The organism is Klebsiella sp. A-Nf5 (assembly GCF_002810545.1).
In the GTDB taxonomy this organism is placed as follows: Bacteria; Pseudomonadota; Gammaproteobacteria; order Enterobacterales; family Enterobacteriaceae; genus Klebsiella; species Klebsiella variicola.
Genome location: NZ_PIOG01000225.1, coordinates 1 through 14,591, shown reverse-complemented (window position 1 = coordinate 14,591; position 14,591 = coordinate 1). Strand labels below are relative to the sequence as shown.

The window sequence follows — 14,591 nt, the reverse complement described above, 5'->3', positions numbered from 1 at the left end:
TGATATGGCGTGGGCGGTGCCGGCCGTGGCAGGCACCGCGAACCTTATATTTATGTGTTACTTACCCTGTCGTCCGGGTTACCGTCAGAACCAGGTCTCCATTTGCATACCGAACGACCATTCGCCGCCCGATTTGAACCCGTTGCTGCCTAATGCATCATCGTTGGCGTAGTTATCCAGTTTTTTGCTCCAGTCCATCCACGATGTATAGAAGCGGATCTCCGGACGCGAGAAGAAGTCGCCGATGCTGCCCACCTTGAAGGTTGGGGCGAAGGTCAGCTTGTAGAAGCTGCCGTTCACCGCGTGGCGATCGTTGTAGCCTTCAGGCTGCAGATCCATGTACTGATAGCTGCCCTCCCAGGCGAGGGCGAAGTTCTGCGTCACTTCCTGAATCAGACGCAGGTTGAGAGTGGCCCACTGATAGCTGTCGCCATCGACATAACGATCTTTACTGCTCTGCGCCAGCACGGCCGGGGCAATAAACCAGCGATCGCTCAGCGGCGTCGTGCCGTAGCTGGCGAAGCGCCAGGTATTGGCCCCCGGGCGCAGCGCACCGTCGGAGCCGATGCCTTTAACCTCGGCGCCCAGCCCGTGGCCGTACAGCAGGGCCGTTTTGCTGGTCCCGTCGCGCAGGCCATAGAAGCTCTCATTGTGCAGGCCCAGCAGAGCATGGACCCCGGTGTTAGCGGCATCGCCTTTCACCAGATTGCCGTTCGTGTCCTGGCGTTCGTCATTATCTTTCGCCCGCATCCCGCTGACCATCATCTGCACCGGGCCGACAAAGTTATTCATGCTGACGATATAGTTCTGCACGCTGTTGCTGCTGTCAGCGATATCGCCAAAGTTGCGGCCGTATAACGAGAAGTTGCTGCGCAGGCTGTCGTTCCATTTCACGTCGTAGATCCCGCCGCCGGTCCCGGCGAGGAACACCACATCCGAGTCAATCCAGTGGATGTCGAAGTTGTCGCGGTCAAAGCGTTTCCCGGCCCACAGGGTCGAGCCTTTGAACGGTCCTTCGAAGGTAGGCAGGTTGCCCAGCTCGACAAACGCCTGGCGCACGTTCAGGTCGCTGCTGCTTGCCGTCCAGTCGTTATAGGTGGTCTGCCCGTCGGCCACCATCACTTTGAAACGGGTGGTTGCCCCGTTGTCCAGGGTCTGCTTATGTTCGAGGTTCATTTCCACATAGGTGTCGGCCTGGTTACCCAGACGACCAATGGCGCCGCCGGTCTCCCCGGCGGGCGTCATATAAGCGCCGGATTTGGTGCTGGCGGCGGAGTCGTTCATGATCACGCCGGAACGAGCATAGCCGTGGAACTCAAAGCCGCCGGGCCGTTCGGCTTTTTCTTCTAACTGAGTGGTGCGCTTGGCCACCTGCTGAGTGGTGACCTGGGTTTGCTGCTGCTGCTGGGTTAACTGTTGAACTTTCTGCTCCGCCGAGGCGGCACGGCTTTCGGCAGTGCTGGCGCGGGTTTCGGCGTCCTGCAGGCGTTTTTCCAGAGCGGCAAGACGCGCTTCAATGCTGTTCAGGTCTGTCTGCCCATGGGCGGCGGCGGTGCCGGTTAGCAAAGCAATAAGAATGGCTAACTTCCGTTTTTTATACATGCTGTTGACATCCAAAGGTGAAAATCAGTGAGTGTGCTAACTTTTGCTAAACCGGTTTAGTTAATATGGTAAACATGTCGGTAACGCGGTGAAAATAAAAATTGCTAAACCGGTTTAAGAATTGTGATGTCGCCAGCAAAGTGGGCCGTTACGCCGGCCCAACGGGATCAAAACGGCTGCTGAAGATCGTCCCTGAACGGCAGGGCGGTCATGGCGCCTTTGGCGGTGGTGGCCAGCGCGCCGCAGGTTTGCGCCAGCGTAAGGTAGGGAGCCAGCGCGGCGAGGTTGTCAGGGATACCGTGGGCGGCGAGGCCGGCGAGCAGCCCGGCGACAAAGGCATCGCCGGCGCCGGTGGTATCAACGGCCACCACCGGGCGAGCGGGGAAGTGGCTAACCTGCCCGCGCAGGGCGGCCTGGACCCCCGCTTTGCCCTGGGTCACCAGCAGCAGCGTCGGCTGGAAGCGGGCATTGAGGCGGGCGATGCCGCTGACGATGTCGTCACTGCCGCTGACAAAGGCCAGCTCCTCTTCCGAGAGTTTTATGGCGTCGGCGAGGGCCAGCGCCCGGTCGAGACAGTCACGCAGGTCCTGCGGATCCTGCCACAGGTCGCTGCGGATATTGGGGTCGAAGCTGACATAGCCCCCGGCGCGTTTTATCGCCTCCATTGCCGCGAATGCCGTGCTGCGGCTTGGCTCCGCGCTGAGGGCGATGGAGCAGACGTGCAGCCATTGGCCGGCGGCAAACGGCGGGAGATCCTCGGGCTGAAGAAACAGATCGGCGCTCGGACGGACCATAAAGGTAAAGGTGCGCTCCCCGTGCTGATCGAGATCGACCACCACCGTGGAGGTGCGCTGCGCGGCGTCGAGGCGCATATAATTCACATCGACCTTCTCCTGCGCCAGGGTGTGACGCATAAAGCGGCCGAAGGGATCGTCGCCGACGCGGCCAATAAAGCCGCTGTCGCCGCCGAGCCGCGCCACGCCGGCCGCGACGTTGGCTGGCGCACCGCCAGGGCATTGCAGCAGGCGGCCCTCTCCATCGGGCAGGAGATCGACGACCGCATCGCCGAGTACCCAGATTTTTCCATTCATTCGACAAACTCCTCTTAGCTAAACTCTATTAAACCGGTTTAGCTAATTAAAGCATAGCCCACCGGTAAGCGGAACGATCGGGTCACGAAACAGGGAGGCGAGGGTAAAAAATGTGACCCAGGCGGAATATTTCGCCACTCCAGATCTGGACTTTTTCTTCCCCACCCGCTTAGGTATAGTTCAACAGGTCGCGGTTAGCCCCACCGCGGTGACCAAAGGTAAAGGAGTGCGCAGCGCGATGAACCTCAGTTTTGGCGATATTTACGATCGGTACCAGAAGCTGACGCTGACCACGCATCTGCCGGCGGTGATCGCCTGCAGTGAAACGCTGAGTTTGGGCAAAGACCAGGGCTTTATTCCGCAGCCGGGCTATCTCTACTTTCTGCTGCAGGGGCAAATGACGTTGGCCTTTGGTGATGAGCAGAACCTGATCGGCATTGTTATCGCGCATATGCCGTTAGGATTGCTGGAACATTATTGTCCGTCGGTCGCGCTCTATTATCAGTGTCTGGGCGAGTGCCAGCTGGCGAAAATAACCGCCAGCGATTTTGAGCGAATATTCTTTCATTCGTCGCCGGGCTATATGCAAGAGCTGACCACGATCCTGGCCTATATGGGCATATTTGCCCTTGATGCGCACTATGAACGCGGTAGCCAGACGAGTTTTCAGACCATTAAATCGATGCTGTCGCGCTATTTATATCGCGGCGAAATTGATGGTGGCCAGCGTGAGAGCCTGTCGGCATTTATTATTAAACGAACCAATCTCTCGCGCAGCTATGTGTACCAGGTGCTGGCCGCGCTGCGCGAGGGGGGATATATCACGGTGAAAAAAGGCAAGCTGATCTCTATCGACCGTCATATTCCTGAGAAATTCTGAACCCGATTCGGCAGATTGACGCCATCACGTTGCTATTACCACCTGGGAAAGCGCTAAGCGCGCTTTTTCCCCGGCCCCGTTACGTCTGAATCTGGCTGTTTTATTTAGTTAACCTTTCACTCTGGAGTTATTTTATGACCCTGGATTATGTTGCGCTGGCCATTCTGATCGCCGTGGCCTTAATACTTTTTTATGGCGTCATTGTTATTCACGATATTCCTTATGAAATCGCTAAAGAGCGGCGCCATCCTCATCAGGATGCGATCCATTATGCCGGTTGGGTCAGCTTATTTACCCTGCACGCGCTGTGGCCTTTGTTATGGATCTGGGCGACGCTGTGGCGCGAAGACCGCGGGTGGGGGATGCGCCGCATCGCCGATGACCAGCTGGCGCTGCATCAGCGTCTGGAAACGGTAGTCCAGCAGCTGGAACAGGTCCAGCGCGAGGTGGATGCGCTCAAAACGAAGGAGGCAAACTAATGGAAACGTTAATGTTGCTGACCTACGCCGCGCTGTGCATCGTGGTGTTTAACGTTTTTCGCATCCCGCTCAATAAGTGGACCGTGCCGACGGCGGTGCTCGGCGGTATTGCCCTGATTGGCGCGGTGATCTTCGGGATGAACTACAACTTCCCCTATACCGACGTCGGTAATCAGGTGTTCCGCACCGTGCCGATTGTGTCGCAGGTGCGCGGTCGGGTGCAGAGCGTACCGGTGAAGCCTAACCAGATGCTGCATAAGGGCGATGTGCTGTTTACCCTCGACCCGACGCCGTTCCAGGCGAAAGTGGACGATCTGCAGGCGCAGATAAAAGCGGCCAGTCAGGATGCGCTCTCCTTAAACGCGGCGTTAAGCCAGGCGCAGGCCGAGCTGAGCAGAGCGGTGGCCCAGCGCGACCAGTCGCGGCGAGAGTATGCCCGCTATCGGGAGGGCCATGCCCAGGGCGCCTTCTCCGATCAAATGGTTGATACCCGTCTGCAGACGTGGAAAGCCGATGAAGCCAGCGTTAGCTCGGCTCAGGCGAAGGTGGTTCAGGCGCGTAATGCGCTGGACTCGGTGGTGAAGGGCAAAAATACCACCGTGGCCTCCCTGCTGGCGCAGCTGCAAAAGGCGCAGTTTCAGCTGGAGAACACCGTCGTCCGCGCCCCGGAGGATGGTTATGTCAGTACCGTCGGCTTACGGCCGGGCACCATGTCCACTGCGCTGGGGATGATCCCGCTGATGACCTTTGTGCCGGTGGAGGGCGCCGCCTCGCGGGAGTACGTCGCGGCATTTCGCCAGAACGCCCTGCAGCGTCTGCACAAAGGCGAGCCCGCGGAGCTGATGTTTCCGGCTATCCCGGGCACCGTCTTTCGCGGAGAAGTGGCTGACGTGCTGCCGGCGATTGGCGAGAGCCAGTTCCAGGGGCAGGGCAAACTGCTGACCACGGATGCGCTCAATACCCACGGCCGGGCGCTGGTGGTGCTGAAGGTGACCGATCCGCGATTTGCCGAATACGCTCTGCCGCAGGGGGCCACCCTTGAGGCGGCGGTCTACTCGGATCACCTGAAAGAGCTGTCGCTGATCCGGAAGATCCTGATCCGCATGAAGAGCTGGGAAAACTATATCTATCTCGATCACTAAGCCGGTGGGCGCGGGGCGGACGTGCCGCCCCGCGCCGCAGTCAGGCCTCGCTGTCCACCAGGCCGTCAATAATCACCTGCCGCACCCCCTGCGAACAGGGTTCAATACGCCCGCGGACCCCATAGACCGCCGCCAGAGTCTCGGGGGTGATGACCGCGGCCGGGGTGCCGTCGCCGAGCAGATGGCCCGCCTTGAGCATCAGCACGTGGTCGGCGTGACGCAGGGCAATATTGATATCGTGCACCACCACCAGGGTTACGATGTTGCGCCGCCGGGTCTCCCGGCGCACCAGATCCATCACGTGAAACTGGTAGTTGAGGTCAAGGGCGCTGAGCGGTTCGTCGAGCAGCAGCAGGCGCGGCTGGCGGATCAGCGACTGGGCGAGACCCACCAACTGCTTTTGCCCGCCGGAAAGCTGATCGAGGTAGCTCATCGCCAGGTGGGCAATCCCCAGCTGTCGCAGCAGCGCCATCACCTCCTCCTGGTGCTGCGGACTGTGGCGTCCTCCGGCGGCGCGCTGGGCAACGATAATCGACTCCAGCACATGCAGATGCACGCCGGCGGGCAGCGTCTGCGGAAGATAGACCACCTGCTCTGCGCGACGTGAGAACGGCTGCGTCAGCAGATTTTCCCCCTCCAGCAGCAGCTCGCCGCGGCAGGGGCCCAGACCCGCCATCGCCCGCATTAACGTTGATTTACCGCTGCCGTTTGGCCCCAGCAGCGCGGTGATTTTCCCGCGCGGCAGATGGGGAACCGTCAGGTTCTCGATCACCTTGCGTCTGGGGTAGCCGGCGCTGAAGTGAGACAGCGACAGCCCGGATAACGTCTGGTCGCTCATACCTGCCCCCGATGACGTAAAATAATGCTCAAAAAGAACGGGACCCCGACCAGGGAAGTGACGATCCCCACCGGAATAATGGCCCCCGGGATCAGGTTCTTCGAGGCGATGGAGGCCAGGGAGAGCACCAGGGCGCCGATCAGTGCGCTGGCGGGCAGATAAAAGCGATGGTCTTCGCCGAAGAGCATCCGCGCAATATGCGGCGCCACCAGGCCGATAAAGCCGATTGGCCCGACAAAAGCCACCGAAAGCGCCGACAGAATGCTGATCCGCAGCAGCGTGGTCAGGCGCAGACGGCGAACGTTAATGCCAAAGCTGATGGCCCGATCCTCGCCCAGCCGCAGGGCGGTCAGCTTCCACGCGCTGCGCAGCGACAGGGGCATCACCAGCGCCAGGGCGACCAGCAGGATGGCGACTTTGCTCCAGGAGGCGCGGTCGATGCTGCCCATGGTCCAGAACACCAGCCCCTGCAGCGTGTCTTCGTTGGCGATGAACTGCAGCATCGAGACCAGGGCGTTAAAGGTAAAGACCAGCGCGATGCCGAACAGGATGACGCCGGAGGTGGCCACCTGGGTCCAGCGGGTGATGCCGTCCAGCAGCAGGGCCGCCAGCAGGGCGAAGATAAAGGCGTTGGCCGAGATAAACCACTGGCCGGGAATACCGGGCAGGCCAATACCCAGCACAATCGCCAGCGCGGCGCCAAACGCCGCAGCCGAGGAGACGCCCAGGGTAAACGGGCTGGCCAGCGGGTTATTGAGGATGGTCTGCATTTCGGCGCCGGCCAGTCCCAGCGCCAGACCGACGATAATCGCCATCACCGCATAGGGCAGACGGATATCCCAGACGATGGCGCGCGTGCCCGGATCGGCGCTGGCCGGATCGGTTAACGTCTGCCACAGGCTCTGCAGCGGCAGACCGGAGGGGCCGAGCATAAAATCGAGCAGCAGCGACGCGACAATCAACAGCGCCAGCAGGAGCATCAGCAGCAGGCGGCGACGCAGGATACGGCGATAATCATCTATCACGCCAGAGGTCCCGGCGGGCAGCCCGTCGAGCACGGAGTCGGAGGTTAAACGCATGCCGGATTACTCGCTCTGCTGCCAGGAGAAGACGAACGGCTGGTCCGGCAGGTCGGTGAAATGGCGCACGATATAATGGTAAGTCTCATCCGGGTTGAGATCGCCGAAGGCCTGCGGGTAGATGTCTTTCGCCAGGTATTCCATGCCGACAATATTCCACGGGTGGTTATAGAAGTGGTGATAGACGCCATAGGCCCGCTTTTCCTGTACCGCCGGGATCTGGCTGACCCCAGGTCGCGCCAGCAGGATCTGCGCCTGGGCCTTCACTGCCTCCGGCTTAACCTCATAACCCAGGGGCAGCACCTGGCTATTGCCGCGCTTCGAGCCAGTCATGATCCAGGCGTCGGGCTTCATGCTGATGATTTTCTCCAGCGAGACGAACCCGGAGGCGCCCGGCAGCAGCTGCGAACCGATATTGTTCGCCCCGACCGCCTCCACCAGCCCGCCCCAGCCGCTGTGGCCGTGGGTAAAGCAGCAGGCGTCGCTGTTGCCGGCCAGCGCTTCCACGAAGACGTTGGCCTTCGGCGTGATGGCCGCGGTTTTCTGGCGAATCGTCTGCAGCTGCTGACGATAGTAATCGGTAAAGGCTTTGGCCTGGCTCTCGCGGTTAAGGACTTTGCCCAGCAGGTCGATGCTGGGGGCGGTATCTTTCGCCGGGTCGATCTCATAGTCGACAAACAGCACCGGAACGTGCAGGGCGCTGAGCTTGTCGATGACGCCACTCTCCATCAGCGCTGGCCTGGCGCGTAGCTGAGCGATCATCAGATCCGGCTGACGGGCGATGACGCTTTCAAGATCGACATTCCCTTTGTCGCTGAAGCCCATGTCAAGGATCGTGGCCGACTGCGGCCACCTCGTTTTCAGCATCTGCCAGGTGGCAACGTCCTGCTTTTTCGCCAGATTATTCCATGCCACCAGCCGTTTAAACGGATCGTCCCGGTCCAGCAGGGCGAGGGTCATAATGTCGCGGCCATCCTGCAAAATAATACGCTGCGGCTCTTTGGACAGGGTGACCTGGCGGCCGTCAAGGTCGGTGACCGTCAGGGGATATTGGGTCGCATAGCTGAAAAGGGGAGTCGCGATCAGCGCAGTAAGCAACAGCGATCTTACTGATTTTCTTGCCATAAAAGGAGTTCCGTTTGCCAATTTATAAATATAATGATTCTGAGAAGTATTCTCGAATGAACATCAACGGCAAGTATATCAAGGGCAAATTTCATAAAATGTAACAAACATGTTGGAAATTATGCCAACGCCGACAGGGCGCGCGCGGCGGCAGCATTTTCTGCCATGGCTGGAGGTCGAAGACGTTTTTCAGGCTAATTCCTAGTGTCATCCCCGGTTCGTTGTGCCATCCTGAATGCGACTCATAACACGACACGTGAGAGAGGATATTATGAAAAAAGCAATGATTGCGTTATCGGCTATTCTGGTTGCAGCTCCGGTTTTTGCTGCGACAACACATGCAACAGATGATACCGTCGCGGCGGCGAATGCCAACGCCAACACCGCCAAAGAGAGGCTGCACCAGGCCCAGCATGAGGGCGAAGAGCAGCAGTTGAAGGCGAAACACGCCGCCGAAGGCAAGCAGGACAGCGTCGGCAGCCAGGTGAGCGAAGGCGCGCAGAAAACCTGGAACAAGACCAAAGAAGGCACCGAGAAGGGGTGGGATAAGACCAAAGAGGCCAGTGAAAAAGGCTGGAACGCCACCAAATCCGGTGCAGAAAAGGGCTGGGATAAAACCAAAACCGGCGCCGAAGAGTTAAAAAATAAAGTGACTGAATAAGTCCTTTTACCCGTCTGAATAGAGGTCGCGAGAGCGGCCTTTTTTATTGCCCCGCCATCAGCACCACCTTTTCCCGATAGCCGACGATACCAGGAATCATCCTGGTTAACCAGATACTCACTCTTTCTTCACATTTTCCCGGTACAAAAGACCTCAATCAGGAGGTGTACTATGAAAAAGATGATTTCTCTGGCAGTAATTTTATCGTGTGTGCTGAGCGTCCCGGCCTTTGCCGATGGCCCGAACGACGGCCATCGCCCGGGGCAGCCAACGGTCTGGCAGAACGGCCAGGACCATGATGGGCATGCGCCGCAGGGCGGACCTGACGCGCATCATCAGGGCGACCATGACCAGCGTGGCCCGGATCGCGACGGTCATGACAATCGCGATCAGGGGCGTCATGAGCAGGATCATTTCGCCTGGCGCGGTAACGATTTCCGTAAAGGCCACCCGGCTCCGGCGTCGTTCCGTGGCGATGAATATCGCGTCCGCGACTGGAGCGACCGCGGCCTGCCGCGCCCGCCGGAAGGCCATCACTGGTCCTATATCGACGGTAACTATGTGCTGATCGCCGCGGCGACCGGGATCATCACCTCGATTCTGGTGAGCGGCGCCCTCGGCCACTAAACGCGCTGCTCGATGCGCTTTTCTGCGACGCCGGGTCAGGGAACACCTGATCCGGTTTTTTTACGCCAGCTGCGCGGTGATGGCATCTGAGCTGAGCTGGACCAGCCCTTGCCAGCCATAGTTATGCCCGGTTTTGTCGTGGTGTAAGGTAATCTCGCGAATATGACGGTTTGGACTGGCGGCCAGCATCTTCTGCGTCAATGGCAAAATCTCGTCGCCATAATCTTCAAAGAGTTCGCCAGTGGCGATAACCAGCCGTATGTTGTGGATCGGCGCAGTGCAGCAGATGGCGAAGTACAGGGCGTTAGCGGTTTTCTGAATGCCGGCCGCCTTATTCGCCGGGTTAACGTTAAACGCCTGCTCCAGACCACCCTCATAAGGCAAGTGGACAATTTCCGGGTAAAACCCGTTCTCGCCCAGTCCCGGTACGCCGTGAGTGCAATAGCCAAAACCGAGACTACCAAAACCCGGCATAAACGCGATCCAGGAGCGGCCCGGCCAGCGTTTAGCCAGCTGATAGGTCGTGCAGTGGGCGATATTATAAATGCGGGTGGGAAGGCCGAGACGCTGCTCAATGTGTGCCATCAGCGTAATATTTTCATCGGGGAAGAGGGGGCAGTAGCGCACTACGCCAGTGGTATGCTCAATCCCGCCCTGCAGCGCAATGCTCACCACGTTAATACGCTCAACTGCCAGAGAGGCCTGCAGACATAGCGCCTGGACACCTTTGGCAATTAACTGGGTCAGTTCGTCGGGCGTCATGATGTCCGGCAGGCTGAACTGCTCGCTGGCCAGCGGGGCGTTCAGCGTCCGATAGTCGTTCAGCGTTGCCTGAAAGCTCCCCCGGCGCAACATAATATTGATGCTCCAGGCACAGCCCTCTTTGACGGCCAGGCACTGCTGTGGGCGACCAAACGACGTATCCTTCACATCCCGCTCTTCGATTAAGCCCTCTTCCAGCAGTCGGGCGGTCAGTTTAGTGATGTACGCTTTGGTGACGCCCAGACGCCGGGTCATCTCCGCCCGCGATTCGTTTTCACTGTGCAAGATATTGAGGATCTGCTGTCGGTAGTCCACGCGATTCCGCCCTTAATGACCATGAGTCGAGGCCTCATCATATCATCCAGCCCGTGTGAGTGCGGGCTGGAAAAGTGGTGGACGCCAGCAGGACTAGTTGACGGTGACGATCACCCGGCGATAGGAGGTCAGTGCGGGCGTGCCGTTATCCGTCACCGCGAGGATGAGGTGTTCGGTGCCCTGGCGTAACGCTTTGACCTCGGTGCGCGATTGCCTTTGTTCACTCAGGGCCAGCACTGCCGGCGCCTGCAGATTATCCTCACCGCGACGGCCCTGAACATCGCTTACCGCCACCGGTTGCGAACTGGCGGAGCCGGCTTCCGGATAGAGGAACCATTGATAATGGAGCATGTTACCATCCGGATCTTTGCTGCCCTCGGCGCTCAGCTTCAGGGTTTCCCCCACGGTGGTCGTCAGCAGTAGTGCTGCCTGCCCGCTGTCGCCGTTAACCACCACCTGCGGATTGTGGTTGGCTGAAGCATAATCTTTGATAGTCCAGTCCATACGGGCAGCAAAATCATGCTGAAAAGCTTCGCGCCAGCGCCAGATTGTTGCCTGATTGGACGTGTACTGCTTTCCGTCGACGCCGGTCACGGTATCGGCAGCATTCGGGTTGCCTGGATAAAAATCGCCGCCGCTGCTCCAGACTGGACGTGTTTCATGCTGGGGCTGGCGGACAATGTAACGCCCGCCCCAGCCTCCCCAGCCGGGATTTCGCTCGCTATTAAGACCGTTGCGGATGAGCCCAAGGAAGGCGGGCGTATCGCCTTCCATAATAAACAAATACTGCAGATAGCCTTTACCCATCGGCCCCTTACTGCGGATATTTTGATCCAGCCAGTGCTGGGAGACGGTGGTGAAATCCGCTCCTGGCGCGTTGCGATAATATTTATCGCCGCTGATGCCGGTCCAGGTGGCGCGAGCGTAGTCTTCACCATTCTGACTGGAGGGATCGACGATATAGGTGATTGCCGGATAGTGCGCACGGATCCAGAAACCTGCGTCATCCTGATCGGAAATCGAATAAACCACCAGATTGCCGGTGAGAGCGGCTACCGTGCTGGCTGGATGTTTTGCGCTCAGATCTTGTAATGCCTGTGCCAGCGTATTGGCACCGCCCCACAGATTGATATAGAGCGGGTGATGGGTATCAGTGCTCTTTTCGATGGCGCGAACCAACAGGTCGGAGCCAGCGGTATTCTTCCCCTTGCCCGTGGCGGCCAGACCGTAACCCGCAAGTCCGGGGGCGACAACCTTTTCCAGTTGACTCTGCGTCGGGAAGCCCGCCGCATGTTTCAGTAAATTAGGCTGTACCTCACCGTAATGGCCGAGCACCAGGTCAATCATATCGGTATGGACTTTCTCCCGCTGCCAGGTTGAGGTGGTTGCCACCAGCCCCTCAATGTTCATTTCATTGGCGTAGAGTAAAAAGCGGGTCAGCGACATCTGATCGTCGGGCTCGTTACCAATATCCGTCAGGACAAAGACACGGGGCGTGGTCTGATAGGGCACCACTTTGGCGGCTATCTCACAGATGGCATTGTCGGCGGCGTTGACCGCCAGTGGCGCGCAGAGTGCGAGAATGCCTGTCATTGCCAGGCTAATCCCCCTGGCGATCCGGCTGGGACGTGGATTCATGATGTGACCTCGTGGTTACGTTTGCCATAGAAAGTGACAACAACATAGTTAACTGAGGAAACAAAGTAAAAAAGAAAAGAGAGGGAGTGTGACCAGGCTAGCAGTTTGCGCCGTTGGGCCGCGAGCAAATACGGTCCGCACGATGACCGTGCGGACATGAAAGCTACGGGTTCAGCGCATCATCCGGCCAGTATTTATAACCATTGATCATTGCCTGGGCGGCCAGCCCTTTTTCGGTCAGGTCGTAGACGTTGACCTTCGAGGGCAGCGAGGCGGTATCTGACGCCACGCCGCTGGTGGAGGCGGCGATCGGCGCGATGCCTTTGTCATCATATTTTGCAGCGGCGTTCGCATCGGCGCCAACCATGTATCCCTGGCGGATAAAGGTCTCCAGGGCCGCTTTATCATGGAAAACCAGCACTGTGCGCTGCTGCTTAATCCCCATCCCCAGGCCGGCGCCGCCCTGGGCCATTTTCATATAGGTGTCCTTCCCGGTGGCCTTATTCCGCACCACGCCGTAGCCGCTGCCAAATCCGAACAGCAGGATCTTGCTGCTGTTATTAGCAAACACCGCATACCCCTTCGCATGCTGAATATCACTGCGGGCCTCAGGCTGCAGGGCGTAAAGCTTGTTGAGGGTTTCGCTGCGCATCTTCTGGATGCTGGCCCGCTGCTGGCTGGCGGTATCGCCCTGCGCGCTGCAGCCCGCCAGCGTGACGATGGCGGCGAGGAAAAGCGTCTGTAATTTCATACACGTTTATTTTATTTAAATCTGAATATGGTCGGTAATGGTAGGTTAAATAACTGTAAATCCTCCATAAAATAAACGTTTATTTTTAAATTTCACTATTTTGATTATTTATTACTCTGTAATGTGCGGATTATTAAATAAGATGAGTTCATTCCAGCTATTAGAAATGCTGCTTGCATAAAGTTTCCACCACGATACCGTGTTAAGTTCTTAATTTATTTCCCGGAGAACGGCATGAGTGATTATGTAATTCCAGAAATTAAAGCGACGGAAGCGGAAATGATTTCTATCCGTCATTATTTACATGCCAATCCGGAATTAAGTCTTGAAGAGTTTAATACCAGCGAACTGGTCGCCAGCAAGCTGACGGAGTGGGGCTATCAGGTCACCCGCGGCCTCGGTAAAACCGGCGTCGTCGGCAGCCTGAGCAAAGGCGACTCGCCGCGTACTATTGGCCTGCGCGCCGATATGGACGCGCTGCCGATCCATGAAACTACTGATTTGCCCTGGGCCAGTACGGTACCTGGAAAAATGCACGCCTGCGGCCATGACGGCCACACCACCATTCTGCTGGCGGCGGCAAAATACATCGCCTCGCCGGCCTGCCAGTTTAACGGCACGGTGCATCTGATCTTCCAGCCGGCGGAAGAGGCTATCGGCGGCGCCGATTTAATGATTAAAGACGGCCTGTTCGAGCAGTTCCCCTGCGAACGCATCTTTGGTCTGCACAACATGCCAGGGCTGCCGGTGGGCAAGCTGGGCTTCTATGCCGGCAACTTTATGGCCTCGGCGGACACCGTCAAAATTACGATTACCGGCTACGGCGGCCACGGCGCCCATCCGGAGCGAACCGTCGACCCGATCGTCGCCGGTGCGGCGCTGGTGATGGCCCTGCAGAGCATCGTGGCGCGCAACGTGCCGCCGGGGGAAACGGCAGTGGTCAGCGTCGGTACTTTCCAGGCTGGTATCGCCTCCAACGTCATTCCGGAGAGCGTGGTGATGGAGCTGAGCGTGCGGGCGATGAAGCCGGACATTCGCGACCTGCTGATCAAGCGTATTCACGAGCTCGCTGAATTTACCGCCAAAAGCTATGGCGCCAGCAGCGCCGTGGAGGTTTACGACTCCTACCCGGTATTGACCAACAGTCCCGAAGAGACCGATTTCGCCCGGGCGCTGGCGCTGGAGGTGTTTGGCCGCGAGGGGGTTCTGGAGTCGGTCTCGCCGATGAACGCCAGCGAGGATTTCGCCTTTATGCTGCGCGAACGCCCGGGCAGCTACTTCCTGCTCGGCAACGGTGAGAAAGGGGAGAAGGGCGGTTGCATGGTGCACAACCCCGGCTACGACTTTAACGATGACATTATCACCACCGGCGCGACGCTGTTCGCCCGCCTGGTGGAAAAGCACTGTCGCTAATCTCAGGAGAAGAACGCGAATGAAAAAATCACTGTTGCTATGGCTGGCATTAATGGCGTCGACGTCGGCGCTGGCCGAAGGAGGAAAAGAAATCCGCTTCGGCGTCGACCCGACTTTCGCGCCGTTTGAATGGAAAGATCCGCAGGGCAAGCTGGCGGGGTTTGATATCGATTTAGGCAACGCCATTT

The 14,591-nt window shown here is 58.4% G+C and carries 15 protein-coding genes; 7 read left to right on the top strand and 8 right to left on the bottom strand.

Annotated elements, in window-relative coordinates; all coding sequences use genetic code 11:
• Positions 1–84: 84 nt before the first annotated feature.
• Both CWM53_RS22145 and CWM53_RS22140 read right to left on the bottom strand, forming a co-directional pair.
• Entirely contained in the window at positions 85–1,602 is a 1,518-nt protein-coding gene (locus tag CWM53_RS22145; protein WP_074386691.1) for a carbohydrate porin, read from the bottom strand.
• 167 nt (positions 1,603–1,769) lie between these two features.
• Positions 1,770–2,693, bottom strand: coding sequence for an aminoimidazole riboside kinase (locus CWM53_RS22140; RefSeq protein WP_100729369.1), 924 nt, complete (start codon positions 2,691–2,693; stop codon positions 1,770–1,772).
• 238 nt (positions 2,694–2,931) lie between these two features.
• Here CWM53_RS22140 and CWM53_RS22135 point away from each other — a divergent pair, with 238 nt between their 5' ends.
• The 3 genes from CWM53_RS22135 (at position 2,932) to CWM53_RS22125 (ending at position 5,194) form a co-directional block, all read left to right on the top strand.
• Positions 2,932–3,573 carry a helix-turn-helix domain-containing protein gene (locus CWM53_RS22135; RefSeq protein WP_165785115.1) on the top strand — a complete coding sequence of 214 codons (642 nt, stop codon included), beginning with the start codon at positions 2,932–2,934 and terminating at the stop codon, positions 3,571–3,573.
• A gap of 134 nt (positions 3,574–3,707) precedes the next feature.
• On the top strand, positions 3,708–4,052 hold the full coding sequence (locus CWM53_RS22130) for a DUF3302 domain-containing protein (RefSeq protein ID WP_100675946.1): 345 nt from the start codon (positions 3,708–3,710) through the stop codon (positions 4,050–4,052).
• Positions 4,052–5,194, top strand: coding sequence for an HlyD family secretion protein (locus CWM53_RS22125; RefSeq protein ID WP_100729367.1), 1,143 nt, complete (start codon positions 4,052–4,054; stop codon positions 5,192–5,194). Before CWM53_RS22130 ends, CWM53_RS22125 begins: the two co-directional genes overlap by 1 nt.
• 40 nt (positions 5,195–5,234) lie before the next feature.
• Here the strand turns inward: CWM53_RS22125 and CWM53_RS22120 are convergent, their stop codons facing one another.
• Genes CWM53_RS22120 through CWM53_RS22110 form a run of 3 tightly spaced genes read right to left on the bottom strand, consistent with a single transcriptional unit; the run spans position 5,235 to position 8,236 of the window.
• Positions 5,235–6,032, bottom strand: coding sequence for an ABC transporter ATP-binding protein (locus CWM53_RS22120; protein ID WP_064179912.1), 798 nt, complete (start codon positions 6,030–6,032; stop codon positions 5,235–5,237).
• Positions 6,029–7,057, bottom strand: coding sequence for a FecCD family ABC transporter permease (locus tag CWM53_RS22115; protein WP_165784186.1), 1,029 nt, complete (start codon positions 7,055–7,057; stop codon positions 6,029–6,031). The genes CWM53_RS22120 and CWM53_RS22115 overlap by 4 nt, the downstream gene beginning before the upstream one ends.
• A gap of 60 nt (positions 7,058–7,117) precedes the next feature.
• Positions 7,118–8,236 (bottom strand): ABC transporter substrate-binding protein, encoded by a 1,119-nt coding sequence (locus tag CWM53_RS22110; RefSeq protein ID WP_100675944.1) that lies wholly within the window; start codon positions 8,234–8,236, stop codon positions 7,118–7,120.
• 271 nt (positions 8,237–8,507) lie between these two features.
• Between CWM53_RS22110 and CWM53_RS22100 the strand changes: the two genes are divergently transcribed.
• Both CWM53_RS22100 and CWM53_RS22095 read left to right on the top strand, forming a co-directional pair.
• A complete protein-coding gene (locus CWM53_RS22100) occupies positions 8,508–8,897 on the top strand; it encodes a hypothetical protein (protein ID WP_100729366.1) in 390 nt (129 codons plus the stop codon).
• Positions 8,898–9,068: 171 nt separating this feature from the next.
• On the top strand, positions 9,069–9,524 hold the full coding sequence (locus tag CWM53_RS22095) for an RcnB family protein (protein ID WP_061155450.1): 456 nt from the start codon (positions 9,069–9,071) through the stop codon (positions 9,522–9,524).
• 60 nt (positions 9,525–9,584) lie between these two features.
• On the opposite strand, the gene CWM53_RS22090 is transcribed toward CWM53_RS22095, so the two are convergent.
• From CWM53_RS22090 to CWM53_RS32085, 3 genes are all read right to left on the bottom strand, one after another.
• A complete protein-coding gene (locus tag CWM53_RS22090; protein WP_100729365.1) occupies positions 9,585–10,601 on the bottom strand; it encodes an ROK family transcriptional regulator in 1,017 nt (338 codons plus the stop codon).
• 93 nt (positions 10,602–10,694) lie between these two features.
• Positions 10,695–12,239, bottom strand: a complete 1,545-nt coding sequence (locus CWM53_RS22085) for a DUF1593 domain-containing protein (protein ID WP_226682233.1) — start codon at positions 12,237–12,239, stop codon at positions 10,695–10,697.
• Positions 12,240–12,402: 163 nt separating this feature from the next.
• Positions 12,403–12,684 carry a YSC84-related protein gene (locus CWM53_RS32085; protein WP_229588915.1) on the bottom strand — a complete coding sequence of 94 codons (282 nt, stop codon included), beginning with the start codon at positions 12,682–12,684 and terminating at the stop codon, positions 12,403–12,405.
• Positions 12,685–13,224: 540 nt separating this feature from the next.
• On the opposite strand from CWM53_RS32085, the gene CWM53_RS22075 reads away from it, so the two are divergent.
• Positions 13,225–14,403, top strand: a complete 1,179-nt coding sequence (locus tag CWM53_RS22075) for a M20 aminoacylase family protein (RefSeq protein WP_100729363.1) — start codon at positions 13,225–13,227, stop codon at positions 14,401–14,403.
• Positions 14,404–14,422: 19 nt separating this feature from the next.
• Positions 14,423–14,591 (top strand): transporter substrate-binding domain-containing protein (locus CWM53_RS22070; RefSeq protein WP_133124379.1); only part of this gene is annotated, 169 nt, incomplete at its 3' end.

Coding starts and splice junctions, on each gene's coding strand:
- CWM53_RS22095 (WP_061155450.1), top strand. CDS start 9,069: ATGAAAAAGATGATTTCTCTGGCAGTAATTTTATCGTGTGTGCTGAGC.
- CWM53_RS22120 (WP_064179912.1), bottom strand. CDS start 6,032: ATGAGCGACCAGACGTTATCCGGGCTGTCGCTGTCTCACTTCAGCGCC.
- CWM53_RS22075 (WP_100729363.1), top strand. CDS start 13,225: ATGAGTGATTATGTAATTCCAGAAATTAAAGCGACGGAAGCGGAAATG.
- CWM53_RS22135 (WP_165785115.1), top strand. CDS start 2,932: ATGAACCTCAGTTTTGGCGATATTTACGATCGGTACCAGAAGCTGACG.
- CWM53_RS22085 (WP_226682233.1), bottom strand. CDS start 12,239: ATGAATCCACGTCCCAGCCGGATCGCCAGGGGGATTAGCCTGGCAATG.
- CWM53_RS22140 (WP_100729369.1), bottom strand. CDS start 2,693: ATGAATGGAAAAATCTGGGTACTCGGCGATGCGGTCGTCGATCTCCTG.
- CWM53_RS22130 (WP_100675946.1), top strand. CDS start 3,708: ATGACCCTGGATTATGTTGCGCTGGCCATTCTGATCGCCGTGGCCTTA.
- CWM53_RS22125 (WP_100729367.1), top strand. CDS start 4,052: ATGGAAACGTTAATGTTGCTGACCTACGCCGCGCTGTGCATCGTGGTG.
- CWM53_RS22110 (WP_100675944.1), bottom strand. CDS start 8,236: ATGGCAAGAAAATCAGTAAGATCGCTGTTGCTTACTGCGCTGATCGCG.
- CWM53_RS32085 (WP_229588915.1), bottom strand. CDS start 12,684: ATGGGGATTAAGCAGCAGCGCACAGTGCTGGTTTTCCATGATAAAGCG.
- CWM53_RS22100 (WP_100729366.1), top strand. CDS start 8,508: ATGAAAAAAGCAATGATTGCGTTATCGGCTATTCTGGTTGCAGCTCCG.
- CWM53_RS22145 (WP_074386691.1), bottom strand. CDS start 1,602: ATGTATAAAAAACGGAAGTTAGCCATTCTTATTGCTTTGCTAACCGGC.